The organism is Hamadaea sp. NPDC050747, from assembly GCF_040654195.1.
GTDB lineage: Bacteria > Actinomycetota > Actinomycetes > Mycobacteriales > Micromonosporaceae > Hamadaea.
This window is the reverse complement of sequence record NZ_JBFAHM010000010.1, coordinates 35,950-49,677: the sequence shown is the minus strand read 5'-3', so window position 1 is coordinate 49,677 and position 13,728 is coordinate 35,950. Positions and strand designations below refer to the sequence as shown.

Genomic DNA, 13,728 nt, shown 5'->3' with positions numbered 1-13,728 from the left:
GGTCTGACCGACGAAAGCGCCGCCCGGCAAGCCGGGCGGCGCTTTCGCGTGTGCCTTGGGCCCTGCTTCAGCGGGTGTTGGCGACCTCGACCCAGGTCGTCAGGACCTTCGCCGCCGCACCGGAGTCGATGGCCGCGGCGGCCCGCTCGATGCCCGCCCGCAACGCCTCCGGCAGTTCCACGCCGGGATCGGCGAACGGGGGAGCGTCCACGCCGGCCACGGCGACGAGGGCGGCCGCCGAGTTGACGAGGACCGCGTCGCGGATGGGACCGGTCTCGCCCGCGAGAAGACGCCGAGCCACGGCCGCGTTGAACGGCGCGTCGCCGCCCCGTAGATCGCCGGGGGCGCTCCGGGGCAGACCGAGGTCCACCGCGTCCACCGTGGTCGTGTGGACGGCGCCACCGCGTACGACGTGCACGGTGGTCGGCGCGGCCGTGGTGAACTCGTCGAGGCCGTCCTCGCCGTGCACCACGAGCACCGAGTCACCCCGGTCGCGGAACACGCCCGCGACGGTCGACGCCAGGCGGCTGTCGGCCACTCCGACGGCGCCGGCGCGCGGCCGGGCCGGGTTGGTCAACGGCCCGAGCAGGTTGAACGCCGTCGGCACGCCCAGCTCCCGCCGCGTGGGACCGGCGTGCCGCAGGCCCGGGTGGAAACGGCCGGCGAAGCAGAAGCCGATGCCGGCCTCCTCGACGCACCGGGCCACGTCCTCCGGGCCGAGATCCAGCGGGATCCCGAAATGCTCCAGCAGGTCCGCCCCGCCGCACAGGGACGAGGCGGCCCGGTTGCCGTGCTTCACGACGGGCACCCCGGCACCCGCCACGACCAGCGCCGACATGGTCGAGATGTTGACCGTGTGCGCGCCGTCGCCGCCGGTGCCGACGATGTCGACCGCCTGCGCGCGCTGGGCCGCCGACAACTGAACGGCGGGCGCGTTACGCAACATCGTGGCCGCGAGCCCGGCCAGCTCGGCGGGCGTCTCCCGCTTGGCCCGCAACAGCAGCGCGAACCCGGCGATCTGGGCGGAGGTGGCCGACCCGGCCATGATCTCCTCCATGGCCCAGGCCGCGTCGTCGGTGGAGATCTCCTGGGCGCGGGTCAGCGCGGACAACAGACTGGGCCAGGTGCGTTCGCCCATGGCGGGTCTCCTCCTACACGTAGGCGGGGCCGACCCGGCTGCGCTGGCGGGTCAGGAAGGGGTCAGGCCGACGCCGGAGCCTTCTCGCGAAGCAGCTCGGCGACGGTACGCCCGGTGGTCACCGGGTCGAGCGGGTGCATGATGGTCGCGGTCACCTTGGCGTACGCGGCGAGCCAGCGGTCGGCGGCGCGGGCGATGACGAGCACCGTCGGCGGAGTGTCGGCGATCTCGTCGTGCAGCTGGCGGGCGATGCCCAGGCCGCCGCCCGGCGCGGCTTCGCCGTCGAGCACCACCAGGTCGATCTCGTAGTCGTCGATCAGCTTGACGCACTCGGCGTACGTCGAGGCCTCGACGAACTCGACGCTCAGGTCAGCGGCGGGGCGTACGCCGATGGCCTGGCGCATGCTCTCGCGGACCGCCGGGTCGTCGCTGTAGAGCAGGACGGTGTGCCGCTGGATGGGTGCTTCGGTCATGTCGAGGGCTCCCGCGCTGTGGGTCTGCGCGCAGCCGTGCTGCGCCGCTAGCTGGTTGCTGCCCGCTGATCGTACTCGGGCGCCTGATGCGGTGTGAGACTGGTCATGTCGGCCGCTGGAGCGCCCGCGGCGGCTGCCGACTGGCGCTCGGCCTCGGCCTCCTCCCGATCGAGCTGCCGGTCCACCCGGGCCGCCTCTCGTTCGGAGGCACGGATCCACTGAACCACCAGCACGGCGAGCATCGTCACGCTGACCAGTTCGCCGCCGGCCCACAGGATGCCGCCCGCGGTCACCTGGTCCGACGCGGGATTCGCCCAGGTCAGGCCGAGTGAGGGGTAGTAATCGCCGCCCAGCAGCTCCTTCTGCTGCATGATGGTCAGCCCGAGGACGGTGTGAAAAGGCACACTCAGGATCATCAGCAGCGCCCGCGCCGGATACGGCCAGCGCCCCGGCAACGGGTCCAGCCCCACCAACGGCCAGAAGAACAGGCACCCGGTCGCGATGAAATGGGCGTGCATGAACTCGTGCAGCCACGGGTGCTCCAGCGTGAGCCGGTAGAGGTCGCTGAAGTACAAGACGAACGGGTTCGCGACGAAGATGGCGTACGCGACCAGGGGAAACGCCAGAACCCGCGCGACCCGGCTGTGCACCGCGGACAGCAGCAGCGCCCGAGGCTTCTTGGGCAGTGTGCGCAACGCGAGGGTGACCGGCGCGCCGAGGGCGAGGAAGATCGGCGCGACCATGCCGAGCACCATGTGCTGCACCATGTGCACGCTGACCAGGGTGGTGTCGTACGCCCCGATGCCGGTCAGGGTGACCAGCGCGATCGAGCCCAGCCCGGCGCCGACGAACATGATCGTGCGGCTCACCGGCCACTTGTCCCCGCGCGCCTTCAGCCGATGTACGCCGTAGAAGTAGCAGCCGGCCGCGAGGAGCAGCATCGCGGCGAGCCATCCGTCTACTCTGGTCTGGCTGAAGATCGTGCCCGCGGTGAACGGCGGCAGGCCGCCCGTGACGGCGTCGATCAGGCTGGAGAACACCCCTTGAGGCTAGTCCCGCCGCAGGTCGGCGGCACGGCGGGGCGGTCGCGAGCGGACCGGCGGATCACGACACGCCGCCTTAACAGGCACCCCGACGCCGTTCGATGCTGGTCGAGGATAATAATGACCGCGTGACTGCGGCCCCAGCTATCGCCAAGAGCGGGATCCACTCGTTGACCAGACCCAACATGGTCAGCGTAGGGACCATCGTCTGGCTCTCGAGTGAACTGATGTTCTTCGCGGCGCTGTTCGCGATGTACTTCTCCATCCGCGCGGCGGACTACAGCCAGTGGGAACACCACTTCCCGACGCTGAACCTGCCTTACGCGCTCACCTTCACGATCATCCTGGTGCTCTCCTCGGTCACCTGCCAGATGGGCGTCTTCGCCGCCGAGCGCGGCGACGTGTACGCGCTGCGACGCTGGTTCACGCTGACCTTCCTGATGGGCCTGGTGTTCGTGCTCGGGCAGGCGAACGAGTATCGCAGCCTGGTCGAGGAGGGCATCAAGATCAACGGCGACGGCTACGGCTCGATGTTCTACCTCACGACGGGGTTCCACGGGCTGCACGTCATCGGCGGTCTGTTCGCCTTCGTGATCTACATGATCCGCACCACCCTGGGCCGGTTCACGCCGGCGCAGGCGACCTCGGCCATCGTCGTGTCGTACTACTGGCACTTCGTCGACGTCGTGTGGATCGCCCTCTTCTTCATGATCTATCTGCTGGAGCGCCTGGGCGGCCTGTCATGACCCGGCGCGCCTCGGATGCAGACGACAAAGGTATGGCCATGACAACTGAAACCGGCAAGGGCGGCGGACTCACCGCCCGCATGCGGCGGTTGGCGGCGCCGCGCCGGCGAGGCAAGGTCGCGCGGCGTACGGGTGCCACCATCCGCATGCTCGCGGCGCTGATCCTCGCGGGCGGCCTCTACGTCGCCGTCGCGCCGGCCACACAGGCTGCCGACGCCGCGACACTGTCCCGCTCGGCCGAGGACGGCAAGGCGCTGTTCGACCAGAACTGCATCACCTGCCACGGTCGCAACGCGCAAGGTGTGGACGGCAAGGGACCGAGCCTGATCGGCGTCGGTTCGGCGTCGGTCGAGTTCCAGGTGACCAGCGGCCGGATGCCGGCCGCGCGCCAGGAGGCTCAGATCCCGCGCAAGCCCCCGTTCTGGTCCGGCGAGCAGCTGCAGCAGAACGCCGAGTCGCTCGGGCAGTACATCCAGGAACTGGGCGGCGGTCCGCAACTGCCGGCGAACATCGACCCCAGCAAGGGCGACATCGCCACCGGTGGCGAGCTGTTCCGCGTGAACTGCGCCTCCTGCCACGCCTTCTCGGCCGGTGGCGGCGCGCTGTCGTCCGGCAAGTACGCCCCCAGCCTCGAGCCGGCCACGGATCGGCAGATGTACGCCGCGATGCTGACCGGCCCGCAGAACATGCCGGTCTTCGGTGACAACCAGCTGAGCCCGCAGGAGAAGCTGGACATCATCGCGTACGTGCAGGGCCTGAAGAGCGACCAGGACCCGGGCGGCTGGGGTCTCGGCCGGTTCGGCCCGGTGACCGAAGGTCTGGCGATCTTCCTGGTGGGCATCGTCGCACTGGTCTTCGCCACCCTCTGGATTGCGGGGAAGTCATGAGCACCCACGAGACCACGGAGGTTCCGGGCGGCGTGAAAGCCGTCGACCCGACGGACCCCAACCTCACCTACCGTGAGGTCCTCGACGAGGGCCTGCGGCGGGACGAGATCGAGATCGTGCACTACGAGCCGCAGTTCCCGGTGCCGGGGACCAAGGCCGAGAAGCGGGTCGAGCGTCTCGTCGCCCTGCTGCTCCTGCTGTGCGGCCTGGCCGCGATCGCCTTCGTCGTGATCTACGTGTCGCCGCTGGGCCAGCCGAAGGAGTACCACTTCGGCTCGACCGCGCAGGACTGGTTCACCCCGCTGCTCGGCTTCACCCTCGGGCTGTCGCTGTTCGGCATCGGCATGGCGATCCTCGTCTACGGCAAGAAGCTCCTGCCGCACGAGATCGCGATCCAGCAGCGGCACAACGACCCGTCGTCGCCGGAGGACCGGGCGCTCGCCGCGGGCACGCTCGGCTTCATCGGCAGCGAGTTCAACATCCAGCGCCGGCCGCTCATCAAGGGCGCGCTCGGCCTCGGCGGCCTCGGGCTCGGCGCGGCCGCGCTGGTCGTGCCGGTCGGCATGCTGCTGAAGGACCCGCACGAGGGCCCGGACGACACCGACCCGTACATGACCACCGGCTGGAACCCCGCCTTCAACGACGGCAAGCCGGTGCGCATGGTCCTCGAGGACAACACCTACGTACGCCCGGAGGACATCAGCACCGGCGGCCAGATCACGGTCTTCCCGGGGCTGCCGGGCGGGATCGGCGTCACCAACGAGTTCGCCGACTCCCCGGTGCTGCTCATTCACCTGCGTGACGAAGACGCGCAGACGCTGCGCGACAACCTCCACAAGTACCCGGTCAACGCCGAGGACGGCGGATCGATGTGGAACAACTACGTGGCGTACTCGAAGATCTGCACGCACGCCGGCTGCCCGGCCAGCCTCTACGAGCAGCAGACCAACCGGCTGCTCTGCCCGTGCCACCAGTCGCAGTTCCTGATCACCGACAACGCCCGGCCGATCTTCGGCCCGGCCGCCCGCCGGTTGCCGATGCTCGCCATCGGAGTCGATGATGAGGGATACCTATTCGCGCGGCGCGACTTCGACGTCTCCGTCGGGCCCGCGTACTGGGAGAGGCCATCCAAATGAAGCGACGCAAAGTAGACCTCAAGGCCCTGCCCGGGGCGACGGCCAACGCCGTCGACGAGCGGTTCAAGGTCGCCGGTCCGATCCGGGGGATCCTCAACAAGGTCTTCCCCGACCACTGGTCGTTCCTGCTGGGCGAGATCGCGCTCTTCTCGTTCATCGTCCTGCTGCTGACCGGCACCTTCATGGCGCTGTTCTTCGACCCGTCGATGACCGAGGTCACCTACAACGGTTCCTACGTGCCGCTGCGCGGCCAGGAGATGTCCCACGCGTACGCCTCGTCGCTGGACCTCTCCTTCGACGTCCGCGGTGGCCTGATCGTCCGCCAGATGCACCACTGGGCGGCGCTGCTCTTCGTCGCGGCGATCATCGTGCACATGTTCCGGATCTTCTTCACCGGCGCGTACCGCAAGCCGCGTGAGACGAACTGGATCATCGGCCTGCTGCTGTTCTGGCTCGCCTTCCTGGAGGGTTTCGCCGGTTACTCGTTGCCGGACGACGCCCTGTCGGGCACCGGTCTGCGGATCGCCACCGGCATCATGCTGTCCATCCCGGTGATCGGCACCTGGGTGACCAGCTCGCTGTTCGGCGGGGAGTTCCCCGGCCACGTGATCCTGGACCGCCTGTACATCGTGCACGTGTTCCTGATCCCGCTGGTGCTGCTGGCCCTGATCACCGTGCACATCACGCTGGTCTTCATCCAGAAGCACACGCAGTGGCCCGGCCCGGGCCGGACGAACACCAACGTCGTCGGCGAGCGGTTCTTCCCGCGCTACGTGATGAAGCAGGGCGGGTTCTTCATGCTCGTCTTCGCGGTCATCGCGGCGATGGGCGGCCTGTTCCAGATCAACCCGATCTGGCTCTTCGGCCCCTACCGCGCGGCGGTGGTCTCCGCCGGCAGCCAGCCCGACTGGTACGTCATGTTCCTCGACGGCTCGACCCGATTGATGCCCGCCTGGGAGCTGACCTTCTCGATCGCCGGTCACCAGTACATGATCCCCGGCATCTTCTGGCCGACGGTCGTGCTGCCCGGCATCCTGACGATCCTGCCGATGGCGTGGCCGTTCATCGAGGCCCGGAAGAACAAGGACAAGTCCATCCACAACCTGGCGCAGCGGCCGCGGGACGTCCCGCAGCGTACGGCGCTGGGCATGATGGCGATCTCGTTCTACGTCGTGCTGCTGATCTCCGGCGGCAACGACATCATCGCGGACAAGTTCCACATCAGCCTGAACGCGATGACCTGGGCCGGCCGCATCGGGCTGCTGGTGATCCCGCCGCTGGCGTACTACATCACCCACCGCATCGCCCTCGGCCTGCAGCAGCACGACCGGGAGGTGCTGGCGCACGGTGTCGAGACGGGCATCATCAAGCGCCTGCCGAACGGCGCCTTCGTCGAGGTCCACCAGCCGCTGGCCCCGGTGGACGACCACGGGCACCCGGAAGAGCTGCCGTACGTCAACTGGACGGTGCCCAAGAAGATGAACCGGCTCGGGGCGCTCGGCCCGGCGATCCGGGGCTTCTTCCGGCCGATCGAGGTGCCGGTCAAGCCGCAGCTGCCGCCGGCTCCCGAGAAGGACCGCGAGAAGACCGGCGTCTGATCGCACCCGTACGCGAAGAGGCCCCCACCGATCCGGTGGGGGCCTCTCGCTGTCCGCCGCTGGAAATGGTCGCGCCGTGGGCGCTGGACCGCAGGCGCTGGGTCGTGGGCGCTGGACCGCGGGCGCTGGACCGGGGGCGCTGGGTCGTGGGCGCTGGACCGCGGGCGCTGGATCAGGGGTCTCGGTCGAATCAAGGAGCAAGATTCGACCGAGACCCCTGATCCGGCTAGGACAGGTCGGCGGGCGCGGCGACGGGGAGCCAGGCGGTGACGCGGTCGACGATCGCGCCCGGCGTCCGGGCCCAGCGGAAGTGGTCGAGGGGAGCGCCGGCTTCGTCCTCGGTGACGTGGACGCGGGTCACCTTCGCTCCGGTGAGCTTGCCGACGAGCAGATCGATCGTGGGCGGCGGGGTGTACTGGTCGGTGTCGACGCTGATCGCCAGGACCGGGACGGTGATGTCGCCGAGCCGGTCGGCCACCCCGAGCCGGGGTGCGAACTCGCCTCGCCGGGCGGTGTGCGCCCAGTCCTGGATGACGCCGCGAGACTGACGCCCGCCGAAGCCCCAGCCGGGCCAGTGGCCGAGCAGCGCGCTGACCGCGCGGATGCCCTCGGCGAAGGTCAGTACGCCGAGCGAGCGCGCCCCGAACAGCCGCCACAGCGGTAGCCCGGAGGCGATCAGGATCAAGCCGTCGACCGGATTCTCCGGAGCACTCCGGGCGAGATGGATGACGCTGGCGTGCCCGCCGAGGGAGTGCCCGAGGAGGAAAGTACGCCGTCCCGCGCGGAGTTCGGCGGTGGCGGCCAGGACGGCTCCGACGTCGTCGGCGAGGTCGGTCATCGCGTACCGGGCGGCTCGGGTGGCCTTCGGCCCGCTTTCCCCGGTGCCGCGCAGGTCGGCGACGGCCACGCCACAGCCGTCGGCGGTCAGCCGGGTGACGAGCTGGCTGTAGTACCGCGCGGGAACGCCCATCGCCGGGAAGACGACGAAGAAGGGTGCGTCGGGGTCGGCCGCGGGGGTGACGCCGACCGAGAGGCGGTCCGCGCCGCGGTCGAGGAACAACTGCATGGCGACCAGCGTATGCCGGGGAGGCTCTCGGCCGAGCCGCCAGGAGTGCAGTCAGCCCAAAATGTTACCGACGGGTAGGGTCAGGCGGGGAAGCCGATCGAGAACGTCTCCTCGAGGTCGTGCCGCGAGTACGCCCGGAACGCGATGTGCGTGTCGGTGCCGACCACTCCCGGAGTCTTCGAGATGCCGGCGGCGATGACCTCGGCGATCTGCTCGAACTCCTTCACCCGCACGACGGCGATGAGATCGACGCTGCCCGCCACCGAGTAGACCTCGCTCACCCCGGGCAGATCGGCCAGCGTCGCGGCGACCTCAGGGATCGAGTCGGTGGCACAGTCGATGAGAACAATCGCGGTGATCACGAGCGTGACTCTACTCGCACTGTGAGATCCTGCGCGCGTACCGCCCGGCTCAGGCGCTCGCCCTCGGCGACCTGCGATCCGGGCCAGACGACGCAATCGCTGACGTCACCGTGGACGGTGGCCCCCTCGCCGACGACGCTACGCCGGACATCGCCGGTGACGACCGCGTCCGGGGCGATCAGGCTCTCCTCGACCTCGAGCAGATTCGCGTGCAGGTAACTGCGGGGAGTGCCGCAGTCCAGGTAGAGGCCGTGCAACCGGATCACGTCCAGCGTCCCCGCCGCCTCGGCCGGTCGCCACGCCAGGCGTACCAGATCTCCATGGTCCGCGGGCAGGGACGCCGCCGTCGCGGCCGGGAGCAGCGACATGCCCGCGAAGTCATAGGCCCCGAACTCGCCGACGCCGCCCACGTGCCGCTGGCCGAGCATCCGCAGGCGTTCGCCGTCCCAGTCCTCGACGAGCGCGGAGATGGTGACGTCGGCGGAGAAGTACGCGTCGGCGTTCATCACGAGCACCGGTCGCCCGTCGACCCAGTCGCGCAGGTGCCCGACGCTGCCCGCGCTGCCGAGCAGGTCCTTCTCGACGCTCACGTGCGCACGGTCGCCGACGTGCTCGGCGATCTGGTCACCCAGCCAGCAGGCGTTGACCGCGACCCGATCCGGGCCGGCCAGGCCGATCTCGTCCAGCAGCGCGAGCGCGCGGTCGAGCATGGGGACGTTGCCGACCGGGCACAGGGCCTTCGGCCGCAGCGTCGTCAGTGGACGAAGGCGACTGCCCTCGCCCGCGGCGAGCACGATCGCGGCCAGCTCAGCCATGGCCGGGGAGCCTCTCCGGCGAGCCACCGGCAGGCCGGTCGGCCGGGACGACGCCGTAGTTGCTCAGGAGCCGTCCAGTCGCGACGGTCAGTTTCGGCAGCTCGTCGAGCGGATGCCAGGCGGCCTCCCAGACCTCGGCTCCGTCGACCGAGAGCTTGACCGCCTCGGCGTCGACCCGGGCGGTGAACACCGTGTCGATCCAGCGCCCGTTGGTGTGCACGACGGCGTTCGGCGCGGCCGGGACCAGCTGCTCCGGGCTGAACTCGATCCCCGTCTCCTCGGCGGCCTCGCGTACCGCCCCTTCGAGCGGCGTCTCGCCCCGGTTGAGCAACCCGGCCGGCAGCGTCCAGCCCCGGCCAGGCGGCTGGCGCAGCAACAAGATGCGTCGCGGGGGGCCGTCAGGGTCGGCGCCCACGTCGAAGACGAGGATGACCGCGCCGACGGTGTACTTCGGGGTCGCGAGGCGGACGAGGCGCAGGCGGGTCTTGTGCGGCAGCCGGTAGAAGATCCCGTAGCCGATCGCGGTCAGCCGGGTACGCAGGGCGGAACGGCGTGGGCTCACTGGGAGACTGTAGCGAATCTCGGGCCGCGGCTTCAGCCGGTGGGACCGTGATCGACCAGCTGGATGAGCTTGTCGACGGCGGTGTCGGCGCTCATCCGGTGCTCGGCGATGGTCACCAGCATGGTGTCGAGGTCGGGAAAGTCGAGGTGCTCGGCCAGCTTGACCAGCCACTCGTCGTCGGCGAGCCCCCGGGATCGGCGGCGCAGCGCCAACCCGAGCGCGGCCCGGCCGATCGCGATGCGGTCGGTGATGGTGCCCGAGGGGACGTCGTCGGCGGAGTAGGAGCGGAACCGCCTCCGCAGGTAGACCCGGGCCTTCGGCGATTTGGCGAAGGTGAGCCATTCCTCGAAGGGCCCGCACGGCTGACCGGGGGCGGCCTCGATGATCTCGACGACGTCGCCGTCGACCAGCGCCGTCGACAGGGCGGCCATCTCGCCGTTCACCGCGACCGAGAGGATGCGGTCGCCGACCGTCGGCCCGAACTCGTACGCGACGTCGACGGGGGTCGAGCCGCTGGGCAGGACGACGGTGCGGCCCCGGGCGATGACCTGGATCTGCGTCTCGGCGAGGTCGCTGCGCAGCGATCGCACGAAGTGCGCGGCGTTGGAGGTGTCCTGTTCCAGGTCCAGTACGCGGCGCAGCCATTCGAGGTCGGCGGTCTCGGCGGCTTCCGCGGCGGCGGCGCGGGCGTCCTGAGCGTCGCCGGTCAGCTTGCCGAGCGCACCGGCGAGGGGACGGCGCAGGGCGTCCGGCAGTCGCTTGCCGAGCGCGATGACGGGCGCACTGGTGAGGGCCTGCCCGATGGAGGCGCTGACCTTGTCGGACAGTACGCGGTTCGGCGGGAACCGGAACCGGGAGATGATGCCGTATTCGACGTCGCGGTGCATCTGCTGGGTGCGGATGAGCACCTCGACCGGGCGGCTGTCCGGGCCGAGCACGGTCGTGTGCAGGGAGCGATAGAGGTTGTTCTTGGGCGACGCGATGTAGTCCTTGAACCGGCCCGGCACCGGGCGGAAGGTGCGGTGGATGGCGCCCAGCGCGGTGTAACACTCGGTGTCCGGTCCCTCGAGGAGGACCACGATGCGGGGCATGTCCAGGGGCTTGATGTTGTCCCCGACCGCGCGGGTGTCCCGCCAGATCGTGTAGTGGTGCCGGTGCCGGGGCTGGACCTCGCCGCGGACCTCGTCGACGCGCAGGGCGTGCTCGGTGGTCAGGATGATGTGGTCGAGGAAGTCCTTCCAGAGCGGACGCTCCTGGACGACCTTGTCGATCTCGGCGAACGTCTCCGGCTCCAGGTACTCCAGGACGACGTCCTCCAGCTCCCGCTTGAGGACCTGGATGCCGAGTCGGTCGCAGAGTGGGACGAGCACCTCACGCGTCGCGCCCGCGATGCGGGCGCGAGAGGCGGGGGAGCGGGCGTCGAGCGTTCGCATGTTGTGGAGGCGGTCGGCGAGCTTGATGACGAGGACCCGGACGTCGCGGCGGGCGGCCACCATCATCTTCCGGATGGTCTCGGCCTCGGCGATCGCTCCGAAGTGACCCTTGTCGAACTTGGTCACGCCGTCGACCAGGTGCGCCACCTCGTCGCCGAAGTCCTCGCGCAGCAGCTCCAGAGTGTAGGGCGTGTCCTCGACGGTGTCGTGGAGGAGCGCGGCGACCAGGGTCGTCGTGTCCATCCCGAGGTCGGCCAGGATCTGGGCGACCGCGACCGGATGCGTGACGTAGGGCTCACCGCTCTTGCGGAACTGGCCGTCGTGCGACCGCTTGGCCGTCACGTATGCCTTCCGCACGACCGTCGTGTCCGCTCCCGGGTGCACCTGCCGATGCGCGCGTACCAGTGCGGCCATGGGACTGATGCTGGGCGCGGGCCGGCCCAACCGGTCCGGGGCCGCGAACCAGGAGCGCACCCGGCCGGATATCGGCGTGGTGCCCAAGGTGGCATTGACATCCATAATGGACACCTCCCTTGTGGCGGACGGTGCTCATGACGTTCCTACGCAACGGTGCGTCAAGAGTTCCTTCGGAACGGGGGCTCCTCGCGTTCTTAAGACTAGTAACGAACGTGTCGGACTTTCGGTCAATACCTCATGGGCTTTCGTTCACGATCCGTGTCGTGGAAGCGGCGTCGAGCCTCGCCAACAGGGGTTTTAGTCGCGCTGCGCCACCAATTGGTGACGCCCAGTCGGCGGAGACTTCGACGAGCCGGGTCTCCGGGCGCTCCAGCCAATCCAGAATCCGTTCCGTCTCCTCGGCCGTGGCGCACGGGATCGGACCGGCGGCCGCGGGGCGTACGGTCTCGGCGGTGAGACGGGCCGTCTCCAGGCTGATCCTCGGGTGCGTCCCGACCGGCGCCGTGATGGCCGCCGCGAGCCGCCCATGCCGGACGATCGCGATCTCCCAGCCGCCTTTGGCGTCCCGCCGAGCCGCGACGAGCTCGTCGATGCGGGTCACCGCCGAGAGCCGTTGCATCCGGATGACGGCCCGCAGGAACGCGGCCAGCCGCCCGCGCAACGCCGCCGCCTCCTCGAACCGCTGCGCGTCGGCCAGCACCTTCAGCCGCGCCATCAGCCGGTCGACCACCGGACCGGGGTCGCCGGTCACCGACGTGGCGAACGGGTCGGCCGCCAGCGTCGCGTACTCGTCGGGGTCGACTCGCAGTTCACAGGGCGCGGGACACCGGCCCAGCTCGGCCAGCGCACAAGTGGCCGACGGCTTACGCGCCGACAACTTCGCCGTGCACTGCCGCAGCGGCAGCGCCTCGTGACAGGCGTCCACTGCGGCCTGCGCCGCCTGCCGTCCGGCGAAGGGGCCGAGGCTCGCCCGGCCGCCGCCCGGCTCGCGTACGACGGACAACCGGGGGAACGGCTCGTCGGTCAGCCGGACCCACCAGGCCCGCTCGGGGAACTTCGACCGCCGATTGTAGGGCGGCGCGTGCGCTGCGATGAGGCGCAGTTCGCGTACCTGGGCTTCGAGGGCGTGCGCGCAGACGACCGCCTCCACGCGCTCCGCGATGTGGATCATCTCCGACATCCGGGCCCGCTTCTCGGCGGCGGTGAAATATGTGCGTACGCGAGTCGCGATGTCGCCGGAGGTGCCGACGTAGAGCGCCCGGTTGTCGGCGGCCCGGAAGATGTAGACGCCGGGCGCGTGCGGCAACCCGTCGGCCAGCCCGCGTTTGGCCCGCTGCGTCGGCGTGACCGCCTTGGTGAACTCGATGGCGTCGCCGAGTGTCCGCACCTTGAAGCTGCCCAGCCGGCCGATCAGGGCGTGCAGGACGTCCACCGTGGCCAGTGCGTCGTCGAAGGCCCGGTGGTTGGGCTGGTGCTCGGTCCGCAGGTAGGCCGCCAGCGTGCCCAGCTTCCGGTTGGGCACCTCGTCGCGGATCAGCACCCGGCGGGCGAGCGCGGCGGTGTCGAGCACCCGCGGATTCGGCCACGTGTAGCCGTGCCGCGCACAGGCGGCTTTGAGGAACCCGACGTCATAGGGCGCGTTGTGGGCGACGACGACCGCGTCCCGGAGGAACTCCAGCAGCCCCGGCAGCACCGCCTCGATCTTCGGCGCCGGGGTGACCATCGCGGTGGTGATCCCGGTCAGCACCGTGATGAACGGTGGAATGGGATGACCCGGATTGACCAATGTGGCGAACCGCCCCAGCTCCTCGCCGCCCCGCACCTTGACCGCGCCGACCTCGGTGATCCCGTCGCCGTCGTGCGGGCTGCCCCCGGTCGTCTCGAGGTCGAGGACGACGAACGTGGTGTGGATCAGATCCTGCGCGAACGGATCATCGAGGATAAGGTCGACGGTGAGCTGCTCGGGGATCGGGCGGCTCGTCCGACCCGACGGGTCGGCACGGGGGAGTCCGGACGGCACGCAGCGCACCATATGGGGCGGGTGTGACAGAA

The 13,728-nt window shown here is 70.0% G+C and carries 13 protein-coding genes; 4 read left to right on the top strand and 9 right to left on the bottom strand.

Annotated elements, in window-relative coordinates:
- Positions 1–67 precede the first annotated feature (67 nt).
- From trpD to AB0H43_RS23885, 3 genes are all read right to left on the bottom strand, one after another.
- Positions 68–1,138 (bottom strand): anthranilate phosphoribosyltransferase, encoded by a 1,071-nt coding sequence (gene trpD, locus AB0H43_RS23895; protein ID WP_360002487.1) that lies wholly within the window; start codon positions 1,136–1,138, stop codon positions 68–70.
- A gap of 62 nt (positions 1,139–1,200) precedes the next feature.
- Positions 1,201–1,611 (bottom strand): hypothetical protein, encoded by a 411-nt coding sequence (locus AB0H43_RS23890; protein ID WP_360002485.1) that lies wholly within the window; start codon positions 1,609–1,611, stop codon positions 1,201–1,203.
- Positions 1,612–1,658: 47 nt separating this feature from the next.
- Positions 1,659–2,651, bottom strand: a complete 993-nt coding sequence (locus tag AB0H43_RS23885) for a cytochrome c oxidase assembly protein (protein ID WP_360002483.1) — start codon at positions 2,649–2,651, stop codon at positions 1,659–1,661.
- Positions 2,652–2,782: 131 nt separating this feature from the next.
- On the opposite strand from AB0H43_RS23885, the gene AB0H43_RS23880 reads away from it, so the two are divergent.
- The 4 genes from AB0H43_RS23880 to AB0H43_RS23865 are packed head-to-tail and all read left to right on the top strand — an operon-like array spanning position 2,783 to position 7,021.
- A complete protein-coding gene (locus AB0H43_RS23880; protein ID WP_360002481.1) occupies positions 2,783–3,400 on the top strand; it encodes a heme-copper oxidase subunit III in 618 nt (205 codons plus the stop codon).
- A 38-nt stretch (positions 3,401–3,438) separates the two neighbouring features.
- Positions 3,439–4,287 (top strand): cytochrome c, encoded by an 849-nt coding sequence (locus AB0H43_RS23875; protein WP_360002479.1) that lies wholly within the window; start codon positions 3,439–3,441, stop codon positions 4,285–4,287.
- Positions 4,284–5,423 (top strand): Rieske 2Fe-2S domain-containing protein, encoded by a 1,140-nt coding sequence (locus AB0H43_RS23870; protein WP_360002477.1) that lies wholly within the window; start codon positions 4,284–4,286, stop codon positions 5,421–5,423. Before AB0H43_RS23875 ends, AB0H43_RS23870 begins: the two co-directional genes overlap by 4 nt.
- On the top strand, positions 5,420–7,021 hold the full coding sequence (locus tag AB0H43_RS23865) for a ubiquinol-cytochrome c reductase cytochrome b subunit (RefSeq protein WP_360002475.1): 1,602 nt from the start codon (positions 5,420–5,422) through the stop codon (positions 7,019–7,021). Before AB0H43_RS23870 ends, AB0H43_RS23865 begins: the two co-directional genes overlap by 4 nt.
- Before the next feature lie 226 nt (positions 7,022–7,247).
- On the opposite strand, the gene AB0H43_RS23860 is transcribed toward AB0H43_RS23865, so the two are convergent.
- The 6 genes from AB0H43_RS23860 to AB0H43_RS23835 all read right to left on the bottom strand — a co-directional run bounded on the left by AB0H43_RS23860 (position 7,248) and on the right by AB0H43_RS23835 (position 13,618).
- On the bottom strand, positions 7,248–8,087 hold the full coding sequence (locus AB0H43_RS23860) for an alpha/beta fold hydrolase (RefSeq protein ID WP_360002474.1): 840 nt from the start codon (positions 8,085–8,087) through the stop codon (positions 7,248–7,250).
- Between the two features lie 80 nt (positions 8,088–8,167).
- Positions 8,168–8,449, bottom strand: a complete 282-nt coding sequence (locus tag AB0H43_RS23855) for an Lrp/AsnC ligand binding domain-containing protein (RefSeq protein WP_360002472.1) — start codon at positions 8,447–8,449, stop codon at positions 8,168–8,170.
- Positions 8,446–9,264 carry an NTP transferase domain-containing protein gene (locus AB0H43_RS23850; protein WP_360002470.1) on the bottom strand — a complete coding sequence of 273 codons (819 nt, stop codon included), beginning with the start codon at positions 9,262–9,264 and terminating at the stop codon, positions 8,446–8,448. The genes AB0H43_RS23855 and AB0H43_RS23850 overlap by 4 nt, the downstream gene beginning before the upstream one ends.
- Positions 9,257–9,826 carry an NUDIX hydrolase gene (locus tag AB0H43_RS23845; protein WP_360002468.1) on the bottom strand — a complete coding sequence of 190 codons (570 nt, stop codon included), beginning with the start codon at positions 9,824–9,826 and terminating at the stop codon, positions 9,257–9,259. The genes AB0H43_RS23850 and AB0H43_RS23845 overlap by 8 nt, the downstream gene beginning before the upstream one ends.
- A gap of 32 nt (positions 9,827–9,858) precedes the next feature.
- Positions 9,859–11,778, bottom strand: a complete 1,920-nt coding sequence (locus AB0H43_RS23840; RefSeq protein ID WP_360002466.1) for an HD domain-containing protein — start codon at positions 11,776–11,778, stop codon at positions 9,859–9,861.
- Positions 11,779–11,911: 133 nt separating this feature from the next.
- Positions 11,912–13,618 (bottom strand): DEDD exonuclease domain-containing protein, encoded by a 1,707-nt coding sequence (locus tag AB0H43_RS23835; RefSeq protein ID WP_360003125.1) that lies wholly within the window; start codon positions 13,616–13,618, stop codon positions 11,912–11,914.
- Between the last annotated feature and the right edge of the window lie 110 nt (positions 13,619–13,728).

Coding starts and splice junctions, on each gene's coding strand:
- AB0H43_RS23840 (WP_360002466.1), bottom strand. CDS start 11,778: ATGGATGTCAATGCCACCTTGGGCACCACGCCGATATCCGGCCGGGTG.
- AB0H43_RS23875 (WP_360002479.1), top strand. CDS start 3,439: ATGACAACTGAAACCGGCAAGGGCGGCGGACTCACCGCCCGCATGCGG.
- AB0H43_RS23870 (WP_360002477.1), top strand. CDS start 4,284: ATGAGCACCCACGAGACCACGGAGGTTCCGGGCGGCGTGAAAGCCGTC.
- AB0H43_RS23860 (WP_360002474.1), bottom strand. CDS start 8,087: ATGCAGTTGTTCCTCGACCGCGGCGCGGACCGCCTCTCGGTCGGCGTC.
- AB0H43_RS23865 (WP_360002475.1), top strand. CDS start 5,420: ATGAAGCGACGCAAAGTAGACCTCAAGGCCCTGCCCGGGGCGACGGCC.
- AB0H43_RS23850 (WP_360002470.1), bottom strand. CDS start 9,264: ATGGCTGAGCTGGCCGCGATCGTGCTCGCCGCGGGCGAGGGCAGTCGC.
- AB0H43_RS23890 (WP_360002485.1), bottom strand. CDS start 1,611: ATGACCGAAGCACCCATCCAGCGGCACACCGTCCTGCTCTACAGCGAC.
- trpD (WP_360002487.1), bottom strand. CDS start 1,138: ATGGGCGAACGCACCTGGCCCAGTCTGTTGTCCGCGCTGACCCGCGCC.